16 protein-coding genes are annotated in these 18,138 nt (G+C 45.6%); 10 read left to right on the top strand and 6 right to left on the bottom strand.

The window, feature by feature from the left end; genetic code table 11:
• Positions 1 to 23 precede the first annotated feature (23 nt).
• The 3 genes from AAHN97_RS15745 to AAHN97_RS15735 are packed head-to-tail and all read left to right on the top strand — an operon-like array spanning position 24 to position 3,747.
• A complete protein-coding gene (locus AAHN97_RS15745; RefSeq protein ID WP_343303006.1) occupies positions 24 to 1,484 on the top strand; it encodes a PLP-dependent aminotransferase family protein in 1,461 nt (486 codons plus the stop codon).
• 27 nt (positions 1,485 to 1,511) lie between these two features.
• Entirely contained in the window at positions 1,512 to 2,351 is an 840-nt protein-coding gene (locus AAHN97_RS15740) for a tetratricopeptide repeat protein (RefSeq protein WP_343303005.1), read from the top strand.
• A 58-nt stretch (positions 2,352 to 2,409) separates the two neighbouring features.
• The gene (locus tag AAHN97_RS15735; RefSeq protein ID WP_343303004.1) at positions 2,410 to 3,747 is read left to right on the top strand and encodes a DEAD/DEAH box helicase; all 1,338 of its coding nucleotides are present in this window, start codon (positions 2,410 to 2,412) and stop codon (positions 3,745 to 3,747) included.
• 55 nt (positions 3,748 to 3,802) lie between these two features.
• Here AAHN97_RS15735 and AAHN97_RS15730 read toward each other — a convergent pair whose 3' ends face one another.
• Entirely contained in the window at positions 3,803 to 4,222 is a 420-nt protein-coding gene (locus tag AAHN97_RS15730) for a hypothetical protein (RefSeq protein WP_343303003.1), read from the bottom strand.
• Between the two features lie 87 nt (positions 4,223 to 4,309).
• Between AAHN97_RS15730 and AAHN97_RS15725 the strand changes: the two genes are divergently transcribed.
• Together AAHN97_RS15725 and AAHN97_RS15720 are read left to right on the top strand one after the other, a co-directional pair.
• Positions 4,310 to 4,669, top strand: a complete 360-nt coding sequence (locus tag AAHN97_RS15725) for a nuclear transport factor 2 family protein (RefSeq protein WP_343303002.1) — start codon at positions 4,310 to 4,312, stop codon at positions 4,667 to 4,669.
• A 14-nt stretch (positions 4,670 to 4,683) separates the two neighbouring features.
• Complete coding sequence (locus AAHN97_RS15720) at positions 4,684 to 5,217, top strand: DUF1415 domain-containing protein (protein ID WP_343303001.1); 534 nt, start codon at positions 4,684 to 4,686, stop codon at positions 5,215 to 5,217.
• A 36-nt stretch (positions 5,218 to 5,253) separates the two neighbouring features.
• Here the strand turns inward: AAHN97_RS15720 and AAHN97_RS15715 are convergent, their stop codons facing one another.
• Positions 5,254 to 5,478, bottom strand: a complete 225-nt coding sequence (locus AAHN97_RS15715; protein WP_074237413.1) for a CDGSH iron-sulfur domain-containing protein — start codon at positions 5,476 to 5,478, stop codon at positions 5,254 to 5,256.
• 53 nt (positions 5,479 to 5,531) lie between these two features.
• Between AAHN97_RS15715 and AAHN97_RS15710 the strand changes: the two genes are divergently transcribed.
• The 4 genes from AAHN97_RS15710 (at position 5,532) to AAHN97_RS15695 (ending at position 9,102) form a co-directional block, all read left to right on the top strand.
• A complete protein-coding gene (locus AAHN97_RS15710; protein WP_343303000.1) occupies positions 5,532 to 7,325 on the top strand; it encodes a serine hydrolase in 1,794 nt (597 codons plus the stop codon).
• A gap of 125 nt (positions 7,326 to 7,450) precedes the next feature.
• Positions 7,451 to 8,143, top strand: coding sequence for a molybdopterin-dependent oxidoreductase (locus tag AAHN97_RS15705; protein WP_343302999.1), 693 nt, complete (start codon positions 7,451 to 7,453; stop codon positions 8,141 to 8,143).
• A gap of 2 nt (positions 8,144 to 8,145) precedes the next feature.
• On the top strand, positions 8,146 to 8,802 hold the full coding sequence (rpiA, locus tag AAHN97_RS15700) for a ribose-5-phosphate isomerase RpiA (RefSeq protein WP_343302998.1): 657 nt from the start codon (positions 8,146 to 8,148) through the stop codon (positions 8,800 to 8,802).
• 12 nt (positions 8,803 to 8,814) lie between these two features.
• Positions 8,815 to 9,102: a SelT/SelW/SelH family protein gene (locus tag AAHN97_RS15695; protein WP_343302997.1), complete on the top strand. Its 288-nt coding sequence runs from the start codon at positions 8,815 to 8,817 to the stop codon at positions 9,100 to 9,102.
• Between the two features lie 34 nt (positions 9,103 to 9,136).
• Here AAHN97_RS15695 and AAHN97_RS15690 read toward each other — a convergent pair whose 3' ends face one another.
• Positions 9,137 to 9,952, bottom strand: coding sequence for a ThuA domain-containing protein (locus AAHN97_RS15690; RefSeq protein ID WP_343302996.1), 816 nt, complete (start codon positions 9,950 to 9,952; stop codon positions 9,137 to 9,139).
• A 55-nt stretch (positions 9,953 to 10,007) separates the two neighbouring features.
• Here AAHN97_RS15690 and AAHN97_RS15685 point away from each other — a divergent pair, with 55 nt between their 5' ends.
• Positions 10,008 to 10,448 carry a DUF2147 domain-containing protein gene (locus AAHN97_RS15685; protein ID WP_343302994.1) on the top strand — a complete coding sequence of 147 codons (441 nt, stop codon included), beginning with the start codon at positions 10,008 to 10,010 and terminating at the stop codon, positions 10,446 to 10,448.
• Positions 10,449 to 10,481: 33 nt separating this feature from the next.
• On the opposite strand, the gene AAHN97_RS15680 is transcribed toward AAHN97_RS15685, so the two are convergent.
• From AAHN97_RS15680 to AAHN97_RS15670, 3 genes are all read right to left on the bottom strand, one after another.
• Positions 10,482 to 14,927, bottom strand: a complete 4,446-nt coding sequence (locus tag AAHN97_RS15680) for a TonB-dependent receptor plug domain-containing protein (RefSeq protein ID WP_343302993.1) — start codon at positions 14,925 to 14,927, stop codon at positions 10,482 to 10,484.
• Positions 14,928 to 14,931: 4 nt separating this feature from the next.
• Entirely contained in the window at positions 14,932 to 17,349 is a 2,418-nt protein-coding gene (locus AAHN97_RS15675; RefSeq protein WP_343302992.1) for a TonB-dependent receptor, read from the bottom strand.
• A gap of 71 nt (positions 17,350 to 17,420) precedes the next feature.
• Positions 17,421 to 18,137: a porin family protein gene (locus AAHN97_RS15670; RefSeq protein ID WP_343302991.1), complete on the bottom strand. Its 717-nt coding sequence runs from the start codon at positions 18,135 to 18,137 to the stop codon at positions 17,421 to 17,423.
• Position 18,138: the final 1 nt, after the last annotated feature.

Here is an 18,138-nt window from a genome sequence, read left to right as displayed (position 1 = left end):
TACACAATTTTGATAGTGCCATTATGAGTAAGACCACTCCCAGGATACCGCTGCCTTTTATCAAGATAGAGAAAGGAAATACAGCACCCATGTACCTTCAGCTGTATGAACAGATCAAACAGGCCATTTTCAATGCCCGTCTGAAAGAAGGAGAGCGTATGCCCTCCACCCGGCACCTGGCCATTGACCTGGATATCTCCCGCAACAGTGTGTTCCAGGCTTATGAACAACTGATCCTGGAAGGATACCTGGCAGGAAAAAAAGGCGATGGTACTTATGTATGCGCCAAACTGAACCCCATAACACCTTCCGTACGGAAAACGATGCCGGTGAAATACCAGGATGCTGCACTGCCCGATGAAGTATTGCGAAAAGACAGTACGGTAGAACCGGTCATTCCTTTCCAGAATTCCGTTCCCTCCATCCGGCAATTCCCTTTTAAAATATGGGCGGGCCTTGCCGCAGAAGCATATCGTGATGTGCATTCCCTGCACCTGGGATATGGAGAAACACTGGGGCATTTACCATTACGGGAAGCGTTGGTGGATTACCTGCGCATTCACCGTTCCATCATTTGTGAAGCAGATCAGATCCTGATCGTAAATGGTTCCCGCCAGGCCCTGAACCTGGCTGCACAGGCCCTGATAAAGAAAGGAGACCAGTGCTGGATGGAAGATCCGGGATATATGGGAGCAAGGGCGGCTATGGCAAGATGGGGTGGGAAAGTATGCCCCGTGCCCATTACCGCAAACGGACTGGATATTGCATATGCCATGAAACACTACCCGGAAGGGCGTTTTGCTTATCTCACGCCTTCTCACCAATATCCTCTAGGGGCTACCATGCCATTAAGCGAACGCCTGAAACTTCTGAAATGGGCAGCACGAAATAAAATGTGGATCGTGGAAGATGATTATGACAGCGAGTTCCGCTATAACGGACGTCCGGTTCCTGCATTGAAAGGATTAGATGATCACGGCAATGTGATCTATACCGGTACTTTCAGCAAAGTGCTCTTTCCCGCGCTGAGAATGGGTTACATGGTATTACCTTCTGCCGCTATCGCACACCAGTTCAAGATCGTGAAATCCACTATAGACCGGCAAAGCCCTGTAATAGACCAGGCCATTGTTACCCAGTTTATGCTGAAAGGGCATTTTGCAAGGCATCTGCGGAAGATGCGTACACTGTACAAAAAACAACAGGAAGAGCTGGTGGTGCTGCTGGAAAAACATCTCAGCAAATACCTCCTGGTAGCGCCTGCGGAAACAGGTATGCATTTTATAGCATGGATGAGGCGGCCCTGCAATGTGAAAAGGCTGGTGGCGGCAGCTTTGGCAGAAGGCATCATCCTTATTCCCGTGAATGAATTCGCCTTAAAATTCACTCAGAAAGATGGCTTCATTTTTGGATTTACCGGTTATGAACTGCCGGAAATGGAAAAGGCAGTACTGTTATTAAAGAAGCTATTGGATCGGAATTAGTAATTTTGCACCTCAAATTCAAAATATATGGAGGGAAGATTTTTTACACAGGAGCAATTCATCAAACAATTCAACGAAGAAGTACTTTGGGCAGCGGCAGTATATGACCGTTTGATCAAAAGCGGCTTCCAGGAATATGCTTTGGGCGAATTTGACTTCCTCTTCGTATCTGATCAAAGGGAGAAACTGGAGAAATTCAGCGCTTTCCTGACCGCCACTTATGGATCAAAAGTAGGAGAGATAGGAGAGAAGGATGGCCTGCTGGGCTTTACGGGCATCTCCCCACTGTTCCCCATAGACCAGGATAACCTGCTGGCCTGGGGTATTGATCTGTACTTCAAAGGCTTTGAATTTGATTGCAGGCTGGATGGCTACGGCACCTTTGCCGGCGCTGACAATAAAGAATTCCCCAACCTGGAACCAAGCCAGCTGGCCTATTATTTCGACCTGGGCATCAGTTCCTATAACAACCGCAATTACGGCGCATCCATTATCAATTTCACTTCGGCTATCAAGATCTTCCCGGAGAATGCCAATACCTGGTATTCCAGGGCCATTGCCAAAGAAGCCATTTTCCTGACGGCCAAAGCCCGCGAGGATTATGATAAGGCATTAGAACTGGCCCCCACCTTCAAAGAAGCTTATATCAACAGGGCTGTTAACAGAAGTGAAACAGAAGACTATACCGGGGCCATCGCCGATTTTAATAAAGCCATAGAACTGGATGCCAATAACGCAGCCGTATATTTTAATCGTGGTAATACGAAACTTAATCTGGGAGATAAAGAAGGCGCCAGAGCAGACTGGACCAAAGCGAAAGAACTAGGTGCAGATTATGCAGCAGACAGGCTGAAAGAATTAGAGTAGCGGCTATTCTGAAAAAACCGGAAACCGCTCCTGCCTATAAATTCGTTACTTTTGCCGCATGACTTTTGATGATCTGAACCTTAACAAGCCTTTACTGGCGGCGTTGAAGGACCTTAATTTTACGACACCTACCACCATTCAGAGCAGGGTTTTTTCCGTAACCATGAGCGGCCGCGATGTATGTGGCATCGCCCAGACCGGTACCGGTAAAACATTTGCCTACCTGTTGCCCTGCCTCCGTATGTGGAGTTTCTCCAAAGAAAGGTTCCCCCAGATCCTGATTGTTGTACCTACCAGAGAACTGGTTGTACAGGTAGTGGAATCCGTTAAAAAGCTCAGTACTTATCAAAGTGTGGAAGTGGCCGGTTTCTATGGCGGCGCCAATATGAACCCTCAGATGGCCATCGCAGAAGGTAAACTGGATGTGGTAGTGGCCACACCCGGCAGGCTGGTGGATATTGTAATGAGTGGCGCCCTGAAACTTAAGGCTATCAAAAGACTGGTGATAGATGAAATGGATGAAATGCTGAACCTGGGATTCCGGGCACAGCTGAAAAATATCCTGGACCTGCTGCCAGCCAAACGCCAGAACCTCCTTTTTTCCGCTACCATCACACCGGAAGTGGAGTCACTGATAGAAACCTTCTTCAATAATCCCGTTACTATTGAAGCTGCTCCTGTAGGAACACCGCTGGAGAATATTACGCAGAAGGCTTATATGGTCCCCAACTTTTACACGAAAGTGAACCTGTTGGGATTGTTGTTAAGCGAGGAAAAGGAAATGACCAAGGTGCTGGTTTTTGTCTCCACCAAAAAGCTGGCGGATGAACTGTATGAACCCCTGGCCCTGGAATTCCCGGAGAAAGTAGGGGTGATCCATTCCAATAAAGAGCAGAACCATCGTTTCAATACTGTTAAGCAATTCCAGTCAGGCAACTACCGCTTGCTGATCGCCACGGATATCATTGCCCGCGGGCTGGATATTTCAGAAGTAACACATGTGATCAACTTCGATATGCCGGAGTTGCCGGAAAGTTATATTCACCGCATCGGCAGAACGGGGCGTTTTGATAAGAAGGGGATCGCTATCAGCTTTATTACGGAAAAAGACAAGGAAGTGCAGGATAAGATAGAAGCCCTGATGAACTATCAGATCCCCATCGTTCCTTTGCCCGAAAACCTGGAGATCTCCACTGAACTGACACCGGAGGAGGAACCGGGCTTCATTGTGCCTAATATCGTCTTAAAACAACGGAAAAAAGAAGATGTGGGTGCAGCCTTCCATGAGAAAGCAGCCCATAACAAAAAGGTGAATGTAAAGGTCCGCCATTCTGAAAAGATGATGAAGAAATACGGTAAGCCTAAAACCCGTGGAGCTAAACCCAAGCGGAAATAGGAAAGGCGGGAAGAAATTGCCTCCCCAAAATTGAGAAAGAATTGCCTCCTCAGGATTACGAAAGCAATCCTTTCTCCTTCAATACCTTCATCTCATCCTCATGTGATATGTACAGCACAATCTTCGGTGTGCCTTCCACTACCCGCATGATGTATGTGATATCGAAAGTGATCATCTCATCACCGGTCTTCTGAAAGGTCATGCCGAATTTCACTTTTACGAGGTAGTATTGTTCATCCAGTTTGGTGGTATCCGCATCTATTACATGTGTGGCAGTACGGCCCACTTTTTTGTAATGTTCTTCTATGTCCGCATATTTGGCAACAAGTTCGTTGTTGTTCTCCATGGGCATAATACCATTAGGGTCTGCAAAGATGAAATGTTCCGCATAAGCATCAGCTACTTTTTGGGCATCATGTTCATCACCCCATTTGATATAGTCCTTGAAGAACTGTTTAAAATCGGCGTTTTTCATAAGACAAGCATTTGTTAATTTCTTACATAAATAATGCCGTCTTGCTGATGTTTCTTTAAATTGTGTTGAACATAAAACCTTACTATTATGACTATCCAGGAATTAGCAGCAAAACTCGCAAACTACTGCCGTAACGGGCAATTTGAAACAGCATTGAAAGAACTGTATGCTGATGATACCGTGAGTATTGAACCCTTTCCCACACCCGGTTTTGAGAAGGAAACAAAAGGGAAGGAAGCATGTTTTGCAAAAGCAGAACTGTTTAATTCAATGGTGGAGGAAGTACATGCTATTGCTGTTTCAGAACCGCTGATCACAGAGAATATAATTGCATTTACACTTGATATGGACCTCACCATGAAGGAAAAAGGCCGTACAAGAATGAATGAACTGTGCGTATACACAGTAAAGGATGGTAAAATTATCGCAGAACAGTTCTTCTATTGAACGCAAAACATCAAATGGTAGAAATAATTGCACAGACAAAGTGTTGGATTAAAAAAGTAGTGATAGGATGTAATTTCTGTCCATTTGCAGCAAAAGAACTGAAGCAGGATACCATTCATTATGAAGTAGTAACAACTACGGGGATCAAGGCAGCAAGACTGGCCTTCCTGGCAGAGTGTGTACGGCTGGATAATGATGAAAGTATTGCCACTACCATGGTTATTTTCCCGGAGGCATTCCCTGTTTTCCTGGATTACCTGAACCTGGTGGATGCCGTGGAAAAAGCGCTACAGCAAAACGGGTACGAGGGTGTTTACCAGGTAGCCAGCTTTCATCCCTTATATCAGTTCGCAGGCACGGAGCCGGAGGATGCCGCTAATTATACCAACAGGTCTGTTTACCCCATGCTGCATATCCTTAGGGAAGCGCAGATAGAAGCAGCTTTGTTGAATTTTCCCGAGCCACAAAGTATTCCGGAACGGAATGTGAAATTTGCCCATGAAAAGGGCAGGGTATATATGAAAATGCTAAGAGATAGTTGCTTATAAACAAAAAGGGCTGGCCATCACGGTCAGCCCTTTTTGTTATACTTTCTTCGGTGGAAGAGCAAAGGCAATTGCTTCATGTTCGAAATGACCTTTGTGTGAACCATCGCAGAAAGGTTTGTTTTGAGAGCGGCCGCACCTGCAGATGGACACCACATCCCTTCCTGCTAAGTCGTACGCATTCCCGTTTTTGTCAACAATCTCAAAATCTCCCTCAACCTTCAGGGAGCCGTTGTTGTTCACAGTGATTTTAGTAGTAGCCATTATAAATTTGATTGTTAGCCGGCAAAAGTAGGCTAATTGCTTATATTTACGGCATGAAAAAAGTACTCCTGTGCCTTTGCTCCCTGGCCCTTGGTAAAGTAACATTAGCCCAGCAGGACCCTCGCCTGAAAAGTTTGGATACCCTCGCAGAAACAGTGCTGAAGAACTGGCATGGAGCCGGTTTTGCAGTAGCAGTGGTAGAAAAGGATAAAGTTATCTATGCCAAAGGTTTTGGATACCGGGACCTGGAAAAGAAATTACCCGTTACACCCAACACCCAGTTTGCCATCGGTTCCTGCACAAAATCTTTTACCTCCGCCCTGGTGGGCTTGTTAGCTAAGGAAGGTAAACTGGATATCGATAAACCGGTAAGGGATTACCTGCCCTCCTTAAAGTTCTATGACGATAAAATGAACGACCAGATCACCCTGCGGGACATGATGTGCCACCGTACGGGCCTTTCCCGTTATGACTTTTCCTGGTTTATCTTCAATTCCGCTTCTAAGGACAGCCTGCTTGAACGTATCCAGTACCACGAGCCCTCAGCCCCGATCAGAACCAAATGGCAGTACAATAACTGGATGTTCCTGGCACAGGGCGTGGTAGCAGAAAAACTGACCGGGAAAAGCTGGGAGGATAATATTGAAGAAAGGTTCTTCCGGAAACTGGATATGAAGAATTCCAATCTCACCATAGACGGCTTAAAGCAAAATGCAGAACCCGCTATAGGATATACAGTAGAAGATGATCGTCCGAAGAAGATGGATTACTATAATATCAATGGCATGGGGCCTGCGGGCAGTATCAATAGCACTGTGCTGGATATGAGTAACTGGGTGATCACCTGGATCAATGGTGGCAGGTTTAAAGGAAAAGAGATCATGCCCGCCAGTTATGTTGGAGGAGCCATGAGAACTCAAATGAGCATGGAGGGCGGAGTACCCAATAAAGCCATTCCTGATGTTCATTCCGTTTCTTATGGTTTGGGCTGGATGCTTTCCTCTTACCGGGGGCATTACCTGGTGGAGCATGGTGGTAATATCAACGGCTTTTCAGCCAGTACTGCTTTCTTTCCTACAGACAGCATTGGTATCATCATCCTTACCAATCAGAATGGTTCCATGATCACTAACATCATCCGTTCTGAGATCGCAGATAAATTGTTTGGGTTGAAAGATATTGCCTGGAATAAGTATTACCTGGATAAAGAAAAACAAATTCCAAAACCAAAGGATACCGCTGCAAAAGAAGTGGTGAAAGGTGCTGAAATATCCCGTCCGGCACAGGATTTTACGGGTTACTATGATAACAAGGGATATGGGAAATTTGAAATAGTGGAGAAGGGTGATTCCCTGTTTGTACAATTGCCCGATGGCAACAGCTGGTACTTATTGCATTATTGCTATGATATCTATGATCCTGTATTAGTGGATAAGGAAAAGGGTGTTAATGCCGAGAACAAATATCCCTGGCGCTTCACTTTCCGTACGGATGAGCAGGGCAATATTTCAACGGTAAGTATACCCCTGGAATCCCCTGTTAAACCTACCATCTTTACCAGAGTAGAAAAAGCACTGGCACTGAATGCGGATGCTTTAAAGAAATACGAAGGTGAATATGCGTTGGGCCCTATGACAGCCAAAATATACCGTAAAGGAGGCGCAGAACTATTTCTGTTTGTACAGGGGCAACCAGAGTATACCCTGGTGCCAACCGGCAAAGATAAATTCAGCCTGAAAGGATTAACCGGTTTTAGTGTACGCTTCACCGTAAATGACCAGGGGGAATCCACAGAGGCAGTATTCCTCCAGCCGAACGGAACCTTTAAAGCCACCAGGAAGAAATAATCGTTAAATAAACCTCCGGATTCCTCAGTTTTTATACAGGGTTTGTACAACGAAAAACCCGTATTATATCTCCTCCTTCTGGTTATCTTGAACATTATCTTAACTTTAAGTATAAATGCAAGCATATGGAAGACTCAGAGAAGCTCAAAAGAATAGTAGATGCCCGCATGAAACTGAAAGCCCGTTTCGAGGATAAGATGCGGAGCACACCATCCGTGGCCGATAACAGGCCCATGGGCAAAGGAAATCCCAACCGCCATGGCATGCCCGTGATCCCTGTTGGCCAGACCCTTACGGTAAAATGGCCCGTGCTGGACTTAGGCATCCAGCCGGATATTCCCCTCGATGAATGGCGCCTGGTCATAGACGGAGATGTGGAAAGCCCCGTAGAACTCAGCTGGGAAGATTTCCTTGCGCTGCCGCAAACAGAAGACACATCGGACTTTCACTGTGTAACCACCTGGTCTAAACTGAACATGAACTGGAAAGGCGTTCGCCTGCTGGACCTCGCAGCGCTCGTTCAGCCACATGAAACGGCCACGCATATACTTTGTTACGGGTACGATGAGTACACTACCAATGTTTCCCTGGAAGAAGCATTAAAACCGGATGTACTATTGGTGCATACGGTAGAAGGAGTGCCCTTACCCAGGGAACACGGAGGCCCCGTGAGAATGATCACCCCGCAATTATATGCCTGGAAAGGCTCTAAATGGATCAACAGGATAGAATTCCTGCAAAAGAATAAATTAGGCTTCTGGGAAGAAAGGGGTTATTCCAATACCGCCTATCCCTGGAGGAACGATCGTTACAGCTGAGTATGAACAAAGAAAAAGAAAAGGAAAATGCGGCACTGGCTGCAGTGGCACTCATAGAAGATCATATGGTGATAGGTCTGGGAACAGGCTCTACGGCTTATTACGCTATCTCCGCCATCGCGGAGAAAGTAAAGCAGGGTTTGCAGATCAAAGCAGTGCCTACCTCTGAACAAACCGCTACACTGGCCCTCTCGCTGGGTATCCCGTTAACGGATATCAATGCGGTGGATGTGATAGACATTACCATAGATGGTGCAGATGAATTCACGAAGGAGAAGTACATGATCAAAGGCGGGGGCGGTGCTTTGCTGAGAGAAAAGATCGTAGCTGCTAAAACAAAAAAGGAGATCATCATCGCAGATGCTTCCAAGCTGGTGGATCACCTGGGCAAATTCAAACTACCCATTGAAGTGATCCCTTTTGCAAGGGGATATGTAATGGAAGAATTACACAAACTACAACTCAAAGCGGAGGTACGGCCTTTCATTACAGACGAAGGGAATAACATCATAGACGTGGCCTTTGGAAAGATAGAAGACCCTGTTGCCCTCTCTGCACAATTGAACGAAATAATAGGCGTGGTTACACATGGTTTGTTTATTAACCTCGCTTTTAATATCTTGATGGGAGAAGGAGATCAGGTAAGGGTCTTTTCTTAAACGAGCATCACCATGAAACCACATATCACCATCTCATATTGTCCCAAATGCGGCTGGTTGCTGCGCGCTGCTTATATGGCACAGGAACTTCTCACTACTTTTGAAGAAGAGCTGGGTGGCGTTACCCTCAAACCTTCTGAAACAGCAGGCAGCTACCAGGTACTGCTGGGAGAAGAAGTGATCTTTGACCGCAAGCGGGATGGTCATTTCCCCGAGATCAAAGAATTAAAGCAAACAGTAAGGGACAAGGTGAGCCCCGGTAAGAGCCTGGGTCATTCAGACCGTAAGGCAGAAGCCTGATTGTGCCCAGCCATAAAGAATAAAGTAAACCCGATCACTCAGACCGCATGGCCTGACCTTTCCCCAGCCATAATAATCCATCCAGTATCAGTTTATTCTGCACCGGGTTATCAAAGGTGAAGGACAATTCCTTATTGGTTTTGCCTTCATAATCGATATCGTTATGCCCCATGTTCACATACAGCATTTTGTAATGTTTGTTGGTCCATACCACCGGGTAATATCCGCTATGCCAGATCTCATAGGCCTTAGGGCCTGTTCCCAGGGGGAAGCTCGTTGAGTCTATAGCCAGTAATATTTTAATGGAAGGATTTTTACGCAGGTCGTTGGACCAGCGGTACCATTCATTGGGAGAGGCTTTAAAGGTGGCAGGTAAGTTTTTGGTAACAGGATGTTTTGCATCCTCTACCCGCAGGATCGCTGAAGTAGGCCGCCAGGTATTACTGCCATAGGAACCGGAACCCAGGAACTTATTATGATACCAGTCCCAGTTCTGTGGATAAGCAGAAGGTGTAAGGGCAAAGGCCGCAAAATGAAAACCCATCCATCCGCCACCGTTTTCCATATATTCTTTAAACGCTTCCCGCTGGGCGGGATCATCCGGCCGGGTATCGAGGAAAAGTACTACCTGGTATTGAGAGAGGAAAGTTTTGTTCATATTACTCCAGTTGTTGGTTGAATCATAACTGAAGCCATGTTTAACAGCCATGTCTGCAAACCAGCGGTTAGCCTCGTGTACATAACTTACATGCGCACGGTCGTTTTTACCGGTATAGAAGCCGATCACTTTAAACTGAGCAGAAACACCTGTAGTACAAAAGAAACAGAGCAGATATAGGACAATTTTCATACGGGAATTTTAATGCTTTAAAAATAGTAATTTTAATGACATTAAAACCATGAGTATGAAAAGTGCAACAATGCTCCTGACGGTTTTCTTATGCGCAACAATGGCAACATTTGCGCAGGCCGCAGAAGGGGATAAGATCTTAGGTATCTGGTTAAGTGAAAACAAGAATGGAAAGATCCAGATCTACAAAGCAGGGGATAAGTATTTCGGGAAACTGATCTGGGGTAAAACCATGTTCGAAGCAGATGGTGTTACTTCCCGGAAAGATACCAAGAACAGTGATGCATCCCTGCGCAACAGAAATCTTAAAGACCTGGTGATCCTCACTAATATGGAATACGATGACGGGGAATGGACAGACGGCAAAGTGTATGATCCGGAAAAAGGAAAAACATACAGCTGTACCATGAAGCTGAATGGCAACCAGCTCAACCTGCGGGGATATGTAGGCGTTTCATTATTAGGCCGTACTTCGGTGTGGACGAGGGTACAATAAAAAAGGGGATCCGTTTAAGGATCCCCTTTTTTATTAAGGCAGGATGTTCACCTCCAGTCCTTCGTTCCAGTGTTTGTGTTCCGGCACGTAATAGAGATAAGTATTACTGGCCTTTCCTTTATAGGTACCCGGCACTTCTGCCTTAAGGTCCAGGCTGATCTTTTTAATCTCATTAGGTGCAAAACCCATCCAGTATAATACGAGATAGTTATCAAAGATCTCATAATAAGCTACTTCCTTCTTTTCCATGATCTCTTTCAGTTGCCATGGCTGTGTAGCCAAACCGGCCGGTATGCCGATTTTTACAATAGCCATAGGCTGCAGCATAGATTTATCATTAGTTACCTGTATATCCAGTCTTACCGTTTCTCCCACTTTTGTGCGGGTATCTTTTAACCGGGTATCCAGTTTCAGTTCTGCTTTTTCACTATTAGGTGGTGTGAAGGTGAAATAAGATACTTCCATGTTATAGGGTACGGTTTCTTTCTCATTGGCAAAATGTGCGTTGAAAGTATTCTTCCCTTCCCTGAAAGCATGTTGCGTACCTGGTTGAACAGTTGCGCCATTCAGGCTAAAATCAAGCCTGAAATCTTTCGATCTTTGCCCGGCCATTTTGGAATAAGCAACGATGGCTTCTAAAGCTAATACCGTAGCCTGTGTGGAACCATAACCATAGTACGATTTCTGACCCAGGATCTTTGATATGATCCCGGCTACTTCCCCGATCCTGGGAGAAGGGTCCCGCAGCATTGCCAGTGCGTAAAGCGAAAGTGTTTCTATCTGCAGCGACTCTTCACGGGAGTTCACCACGCTGGTTTCTGCTTTGTCCATATCGATGGTACGTAATGTATTCATTAGTGTCCTGTAATCATTGTCGTTCTTCATATTGCTGGCAGCAATAGCCATCATCGCCAGTTGGTAGGGATCGTTATTTTGAATGGCGCTGTTCAAAGCTGTTTTGTATTCCAGCTCAATCTCTTTACCGATACCTGCCTGTGTTAAAGCATATACCACGTAGATGTTGGCAATTTTGGAAGGAACAGATGCAAAGCGGTCGTAACCACCATTGTTCATCCGGAAGGTACCTTTGCCGTCCCGGCGTTTTAACAGGAAGTTTTTGGTGCGTGCCAGCATTTGTTTATCTACGTTCAGGAACTCCTGCATGGCCGTGAATTCCAGCAGGCCATAAGCAGTGAGGGCTACATGCGGAGGTGTTTTGCCGAACCATTCAAATCCGTTCTCTGCTGTTTCATATCCCACCAGCTTTTTATAACCGTTTTCAATATATTCCATTGCTTTCTTTTCAATCTTCTCATTGGATTTTCCGGATTCCCGCAGATACTTAAGAATGAAAATATTGGGATAGGTGGAAGAAGAAGTCTGCTCAAAACAACCATAAGGTTCCCGCAGCATGGATTCAATACCATCCAGTAACTGGCCTTCCAGGCTGGTATACAGGCGAAGGTTTGTTTTCAGGCTGCCGGGGATCATTTTATTAATGTGCACCGTATGTTGAGCAGATACATCGCCGGAGAATGTTTCTATCACAGGGAAGCCTTTATTGCTGACCGTAACGGGCAGGGCGAGTATTTCTTCATTCACGGAGAAACGGATCGTTCCTTCCAGTGCAGCAAATGCTTCTATGGGTATCAATACTTCTTTCGCCTGCCCTGCAGCTAATACAAAGCGGCTGTCAAAACTGCCCACCTTTATTTTTTCAGGTAAGCTCAGTGCAACATGAATGTCCGTGGGAATATTCCTGTTGTTCTTGATCACAAGAGGGATCAGGGCTTTATCACCAATAGTTAAATAAGGCGGTATTTTGGCATCTGTGCTGATGGCGTTCTGTGCAGCATAGGTATGTTCCGCCCTGCCTACTTTTCCGTTATAGCCGATCCCTTCTGCAATAGCCCTGAAAGTAGTGGTGGCATCTGAGTTATAGAATTCTACGGTAGCTTCTCCCTTTGCGTCTGTTTGTACAACGGGGTTCCAGTAAATAGTTTCCCTGAAATCATCCCGTTCTCTGGTAGTGGTGGTTTGATACAGGGGTGCATAGAACGTCCTGGCCACTGCATAAGTTGGATTGGCGGATACTACCTGGCTCGAAGCATAATAATACTGGGAAGTAAGATCAATGCTGATCTTCTTCCGGTTGAGCTTTTTGGATTCTATAATGATCACGCCGTTAGCAGCCATGCAGCCATAGATAGCAGATGCAGCTGAATTTTTCAATACGGTAACGGATTCAATATCATTCGGGTTTAAAGTGTTCAGATCAACTCTGTCCATCACCACCCCGTTCACAATCCACAATGGTTCATTGGACCCATTGAGGGAACTGACACCACGTATCATTACTTTGCTGCCAAAGCCGGGATTAGCATTTTGAACAACCTGTACGCCCGCTATTTTACCTGCCAGCGCCTCCTGAACATTGGCATTCATGGCCATGTCCTGTTTGGCTAATGTTATAATGGCACCGGTCACGGTTTTCTTTTGCTGGGCACCAAACCCTACCACTACCACCTCTTCCAGTTTCTTTTCTTTCTCATCTTTAGGCCATAATTCAGGCTGTTCCAAAGGTTTGGCAGCAACAGGTATCACTGCCGGTGCCATCTTCTCAAATTGGGCGCCAAATCGCCTGGCCGCTATAGGATTTGACCCGATGCCGTTCTGATCTACCTTAATGCTCAGCTTTTCATTCCGGTTGAATGATTTAGCGATCAGGGTATAGTTGGTGTTGGGCTTCACATCGGCAAAGAAGAATTGCCCTTCTGCGGAGGTGACCATTTCCATCGCTTTTTTATCTGCATGGGAATGTATGAGGTATACGGTAGCCTTCACCGGTTCTTTCTTACTATTCAATACCAAACCGCTGATGGTATGCTGCTGGTCAGGTGCGTATAATAATTTGCCATCCAGTTCTATGGAAGGGAGGTAATCGAAATAACGGTATCCATGGGTCAGCATCACAAGGTCCAGCGTACCCGCAGCTTTGGGTTCTTCTTTTTTAAAGTAGAAAGCAGGCTCTTCTATTTTACCTTTCAGCTCAGAGCTCATCATCAGCCAGGAAAGAATATGATCCTGTTTATCATCCGCAAAGGACCAGAGCTTATCATCTATCACAGACAATGAAAAGTTGGAAGGTACCGGTTTGCCATTTTCGTCCAGCGTTTTCAGATGCAGGGTTACTTTTTCCCTGGGCAGGTATTTATCCTTGTCTGTAGTGATCTTAACATCCAGTAGTTTTTGCTTATTGAGAAAAACGATCCTTTCTGCAAGGGGCTGGCCCTGCTCTGTATAAACAGTGAAACTGGCAATACCTGCAGGGAATAAACCCGTATTTACAGGGATCAGCTGTTCTCCTTTTTTAAGAGAAATGGTTTCATTGTAGTAGTTCACACCTTTTACCTGTCCTATGAGCCTGATGGCCATCGGCTGTGTAGCCAGCAGGCGGATCTTATTATCCGTCATATTGATCACCACACCCTGTTGTAAGGCAGCAGGGATCCTGAAAGATTCCGTGATATTAGCCGGTGAGCTGACCTTAACGGTATAGGTACGGTTAGCTTCAGGAGTAAAGCTGAATTTCCCCATTCCAAAATGGTAACTCTCAATAGAAGTGACCTTGAGGCCTTTATCGTCTATTACATCTCCTTTTACATCCACTGGTTTTCCCTGTTCGTTGATGGCCTTAAAAGCAATGTTGGTGGTGAGGCCATTGACCAGCCTGCCACCTTCCGGCATAAACTGAAGGTCTATTTTATTCAGTACAATAGGGATGCTGCGGGAAATAGCTTCCACATAAGCATCATGCTGAAGGCTGATGTTCAGTAAACCATCGCTGGAAGAAAGATCTTTCGGGAGCTGGAAACGCAGTTGCGCTTTCCCTTCATGATTGGTAGAAAAGGTACTGGTCTGGATCACGACACCAGCAACAGATACGGTATACTTTGCTTCTTTGTTCCGCACAGGCTGGTCATCCAGGCTCCGCACGGAAAAATCCGCGATCACTTCATCGCCGCCGCCATACCCCTTTTTAGGGAATTCCAGTTTCATCAGCAGGCGGGGTGTTATCACTTTTTGCAGCGTGATCTCTTTAGTGAACCAGGCCGTTTCTTTTTCGTTCCGCATCCAGGAAGTATAGGCTTTGATCTTATATACACCGCCTGCAGCCTGTTCCGTAAAATCAAAAGCACCTTCCAGGTATCCGTTTTCAACACGGTAATTGTATTTGGCTAATTGTGTGCCGGAAGGTGTGATCACTTCCACATAAGCAATACTGCTGATGTTGGAAGGCCGCTGGTCCCTGGCATTCACAAGGTATAATTTGAAATAGACGGTTTCACCCGGTTTGTAGAACACATGATCTGTTTGAACATAGATCTTTTCCTTAGCCGTGGCATAACTCAGCTGCTGTGCGAAACAGTTGCCCACAAAAGCCATCATGAACAGGAATAGGCAGGAGAGATATTTCATGTTATTAGAATTGAAGTGAAACATTGAATCCGTACGTTTTTGTAGCAGGAAGATTAAAGAAGTCCAGGCCGCCTGCATTCGTCTGATCATACAATACCTGGTTAGGGTCCACGCCTTTATAAGCCGTCCATAACAGGAGGTTACTGATGTAGGCGGACAAGGTTATTTTCTGCGGGGATTTAATATGTTTAAAGTGCAGTTGCCAGGAAAGCTGCAGGTTATTGATGCGCAGGTGATCTCCTTTTTGAATGTTAGCTTCCGCCACACCACTTTCTCCATAACGCACCCAGCGGTTTTGTTCCACCGGCAGGGCAGGATTGTAAAAGTCAACTGGTGTTGTGTTCACATGCCCGTCTGCTGTAACGCCGGGGAATATATATCCTTTTGTATTCCTGGTTGCACCTGAAAGCTGTGATCTGCCATAATAATCCAATGCAGCCTGTGTACCATTCCATACATCTCCTCCTTTTTTCCATTCCCAGTCTATTCCAAAGGTGAGTTGCTTCCAGCGTAACTCATGGTTCATCTTGATTACAAAATCAGGAATGGGGTTGCCGATCACGGATAACTGATCATTCACCAGCGGAAAGCCATCCGGACCTATGATCAGCTGATGATAGGCATCCCGTTCATAGGTGTTCCCCACAATAGCGCCCAGTACTTCTCCTTTTACGAGGGCTTTGTGCACATTGCTGAAACCAGCTATCGGACTGAAATTGTAGCCATCGGCTACCTGCGTTATCTTGTCGTTGTAAGCATAGAAGGAAAGACGGTTGGTAGTAGAAAAACGCCGCCTGAACAGATAAGTTTCAAAGTGCTGCAGGCTCAGGTCAATTCCTGTTTTACGATGATCTGCTATGTTTTTTAATACAATGGTGTTATTCTCATACACCGGGAACATTTCATCCTGTACATTGCGGAGAAAGACCTCACCGGTTAAAAACAATCGCTTATAGGTCAATGTAACAACACCCGTCCATTCCCTGTTGGTAACCGGGTACATCTGGTCAAACCCATTCACTTCCTTTACAGGAAAGTATTGCATGGCCTGTGCAGATGAATACTGGAAGAGGTTAGCATAAGAGAGTGACTGGGAAACAGGCAGCTCGCTGTAATACTGGTTGTAGGAGGCATTGGCCCTGAGATTTAACCGGCCTTTCAGTTGTGCATATATGCTCGCAGAAGGAGAGAAGTATTGCTGATTGAGCAGTGTATTGGAAAGGTAAAACCTGTTCCCCGCATCTATCCCGGCTTCTATATCATAGGTGCTATACCGGCTGGCGAAATTGAGCGTAGCCTGTTGTGCAGTTCGTTGATAGTAATAGGTGTTGATGCCAGACTGCGAATTACGTAATGTATAGCTCCCCCTGATCTCTGAGTTGAAACGGCCGCTGTGGCGCATACGATAAATGCCATTGGCCTGCAGGAAGTAATTCGCATCGTGTTTGTTCCGCTCAAATGTAATACCGGCAGGGAAGTAAGCAGTGCCGGGTTTATATCCTTCCAGGCTGTTCTCCTGTATGTTTTCGTAAGACTGTGTTAATTTGTATTCATATTTCTGCTGCCATTTGCTGATGATAAGACTGGTGTTCTGCTGTGTTTGAAAGTAATTATTGCCACTATTCTGCAGCAGAAAATTGGGATTATCTGCCAGCGAACTATAGCTGGTATAAGGATCACCGAAACTAACCGGCGTTAGAAGCGAATTCTGATAGACCCTGTTCAGGAAGCCGTTCCTGTTAGAATTAGTAAAGCGGGTGTTCAGGTAATTATAACTGCCGGAGATCTTCATCCCTCTGATCATGGTTCCTAGTGTAAGGGCCATACTTTTAGAACTGTTCTCGTTCTCCCTGATAAAGGTCTGCTCTTTGGATTGCCCCAGTTTCAGGTCAAGGTTCCATGCCACCAGGCTATTCTTTAAAAGATCGGCTTGTAGGTTAAAGGCCTGTGATAAGAGGCGGGCTGTTCTGAAAACAGGATGATGATATGCAGGGGAACCGGGTTGGAGAGAAGGGCCGTAACTGAGCACCTCATTGGTTTCCGGGCCACGGTGTACTAATTCGCCATTTACTGACCGGCCTTGTACATATTGTTCCTGTAAGGGAGGCAGCCGGTTAATGGTTTTGTGTTCTATGGTTGCATTGAAACTACCGCCAAGAGCTAAACGGTAAGTATTGTTACGGGTGATCTTCAGTTTTCCATCCACCACCCTGATGCTTTTAACAGGCATAGTGGGATAGAAATAACCATCTGTGACTAAAGTGTTTTTACGTATACTAAAGCTGGAATCCTGTTCCCTGGCTGCGGAAGTGATCAGTTTAAGATAGTCGTTGGATACTACCGGTTCAACAGGGTGAGTGGACTGGGCGTATAATAGAAAAGGTGTAAGGATAAAAAGAAGGGTGATAGAGATCCTGTTCATATGCTATCATTTGGAGGAAGGATGCATATTTTTTCAGGATTCCATAAAGGGGCCAAAAAAAGCCCGGCCTTCTATCTTACCTTTAAAAGATAACCGGCACTCAGGCCGAAGTAACGATTTCTTCTGATCTCAGGTTCGGGCGTGAAAGCATCTGTTAATCCCATGCTGTAGCTGGCGTTGAATATCAAACCGTTCTTAAACTCATAACCTGCCATGAAGTTCAGGCCGTGGTCACTTTTTTTGTAAAAATAAGTGGGTTCGTGCTGTGCCGGTATTTTATTTTCAAACCGTATTTTACCACTTATTTCATTTTTGTAGGTAGGGTTGCCCGGAGTGGTCTGACTAACACGATCATCAAATTTGCCGGATATCCCCCTGGCACAATAGCCTCCGGCACCCGCTACCAGTTTGCCTGTTCCTAATGGCATCTTATACACCAGGTTCACAGGCAATTCCAGGTACGTCAGGTCAGTCTTTTGATCTCCGATATAAGTAATGAAAGATAGATAGGCACGTTGCTCCATTTTAGCGCCCTTTTTGCTGATCAGCACCTGGGGCTGCAAATAAAAGCCTTTTATCAGATGGATATCTGCTACCAGGCCTGCATGCCATTTAGGAGCATATTTACTTTCCGGAGTAGGAGGGGGGAATATATCAGCAGTATATATTTCCTGCCGGTCACTGGCTTTTAAGGTGGCATGGCTATATCCTCCGATCACACCAATGGAAACCTGCGCACAAACGGGCAGTGTACAAACAACAAGAAGGAAAAGTAATATAATTCGCATA

The sequence above is a fragment of the Chitinophaga niabensis genome, assembly GCF_039545795.1.
In the GTDB taxonomy this organism is placed as follows: domain Bacteria; phylum Bacteroidota; class Bacteroidia; order Chitinophagales; family Chitinophagaceae; genus Chitinophaga; species Chitinophaga niabensis_B.
The sequence above is the reverse complement of the archived record's forward strand: the minus strand, read 5'-3'. Positions and strand labels throughout refer to the sequence as shown.

What these genes read in the sequence shown, in the direction of transcription:
- AAHN97_RS15745 (WP_343303006.1), top strand. Translation starts at nt 24, where the DNA reads ATGAGTAAGACCACTCCCAGGATACCGCTGCCTTTTATCAAGATAGAG.
- AAHN97_RS15740 (WP_343303005.1), top strand. Translation starts at nt 1,512, where the DNA reads ATGGAGGGAAGATTTTTTACACAGGAGCAATTCATCAAACAATTCAAC.
- AAHN97_RS15735 (WP_343303004.1), top strand. Translation starts at nt 2,410, where the DNA reads ATGACTTTTGATGATCTGAACCTTAACAAGCCTTTACTGGCGGCGTTG.
- AAHN97_RS15730 (WP_343303003.1), bottom strand. Translation starts at nt 4,222, where the DNA reads ATGAAAAACGCCGATTTTAAACAGTTCTTCAAGGACTATATCAAATGG.
- AAHN97_RS15725 (WP_343303002.1), top strand. Translation starts at nt 4,310, where the DNA reads ATGACTATCCAGGAATTAGCAGCAAAACTCGCAAACTACTGCCGTAAC.
- AAHN97_RS15720 (WP_343303001.1), top strand. Translation starts at nt 4,684, where the DNA reads ATGGTAGAAATAATTGCACAGACAAAGTGTTGGATTAAAAAAGTAGTG.
- AAHN97_RS15715 (WP_074237413.1), bottom strand. Translation starts at nt 5,478, where the DNA reads ATGGCTACTACTAAAATCACTGTGAACAACAACGGCTCCCTGAAGGTT.
- AAHN97_RS15710 (WP_343303000.1), top strand. Translation starts at nt 5,532, where the DNA reads ATGAAAAAAGTACTCCTGTGCCTTTGCTCCCTGGCCCTTGGTAAAGTA.
- AAHN97_RS15705 (WP_343302999.1), top strand. Translation starts at nt 7,451, where the DNA reads ATGGAAGACTCAGAGAAGCTCAAAAGAATAGTAGATGCCCGCATGAAA.
- rpiA (WP_343302998.1), top strand. Translation starts at nt 8,146, where the DNA reads ATGAACAAAGAAAAAGAAAAGGAAAATGCGGCACTGGCTGCAGTGGCA.
- AAHN97_RS15695 (WP_343302997.1), top strand. Translation starts at nt 8,815, where the DNA reads ATGAAACCACATATCACCATCTCATATTGTCCCAAATGCGGCTGGTTG.
- AAHN97_RS15690 (WP_343302996.1), bottom strand. Translation starts at nt 9,952, where the DNA reads ATGAAAATTGTCCTATATCTGCTCTGTTTCTTTTGTACTACAGGTGTT.
- AAHN97_RS15685 (WP_343302994.1), top strand. Translation starts at nt 10,008, where the DNA reads ATGAAAAGTGCAACAATGCTCCTGACGGTTTTCTTATGCGCAACAATG.
- AAHN97_RS15680 (WP_343302993.1), bottom strand. Translation starts at nt 14,927, where the DNA reads ATGAAATATCTCTCCTGCCTATTCCTGTTCATGATGGCTTTTGTGGGC.
- AAHN97_RS15675 (WP_343302992.1), bottom strand. Translation starts at nt 17,349, where the DNA reads ATGAACAGGATCTCTATCACCCTTCTTTTTATCCTTACACCTTTTCTA.
- AAHN97_RS15670 (WP_343302991.1), bottom strand. Translation starts at nt 18,137, where the DNA reads ATGCGAATTATATTACTTTTCCTTCTTGTTGTTTGTACACTGCCCGTT.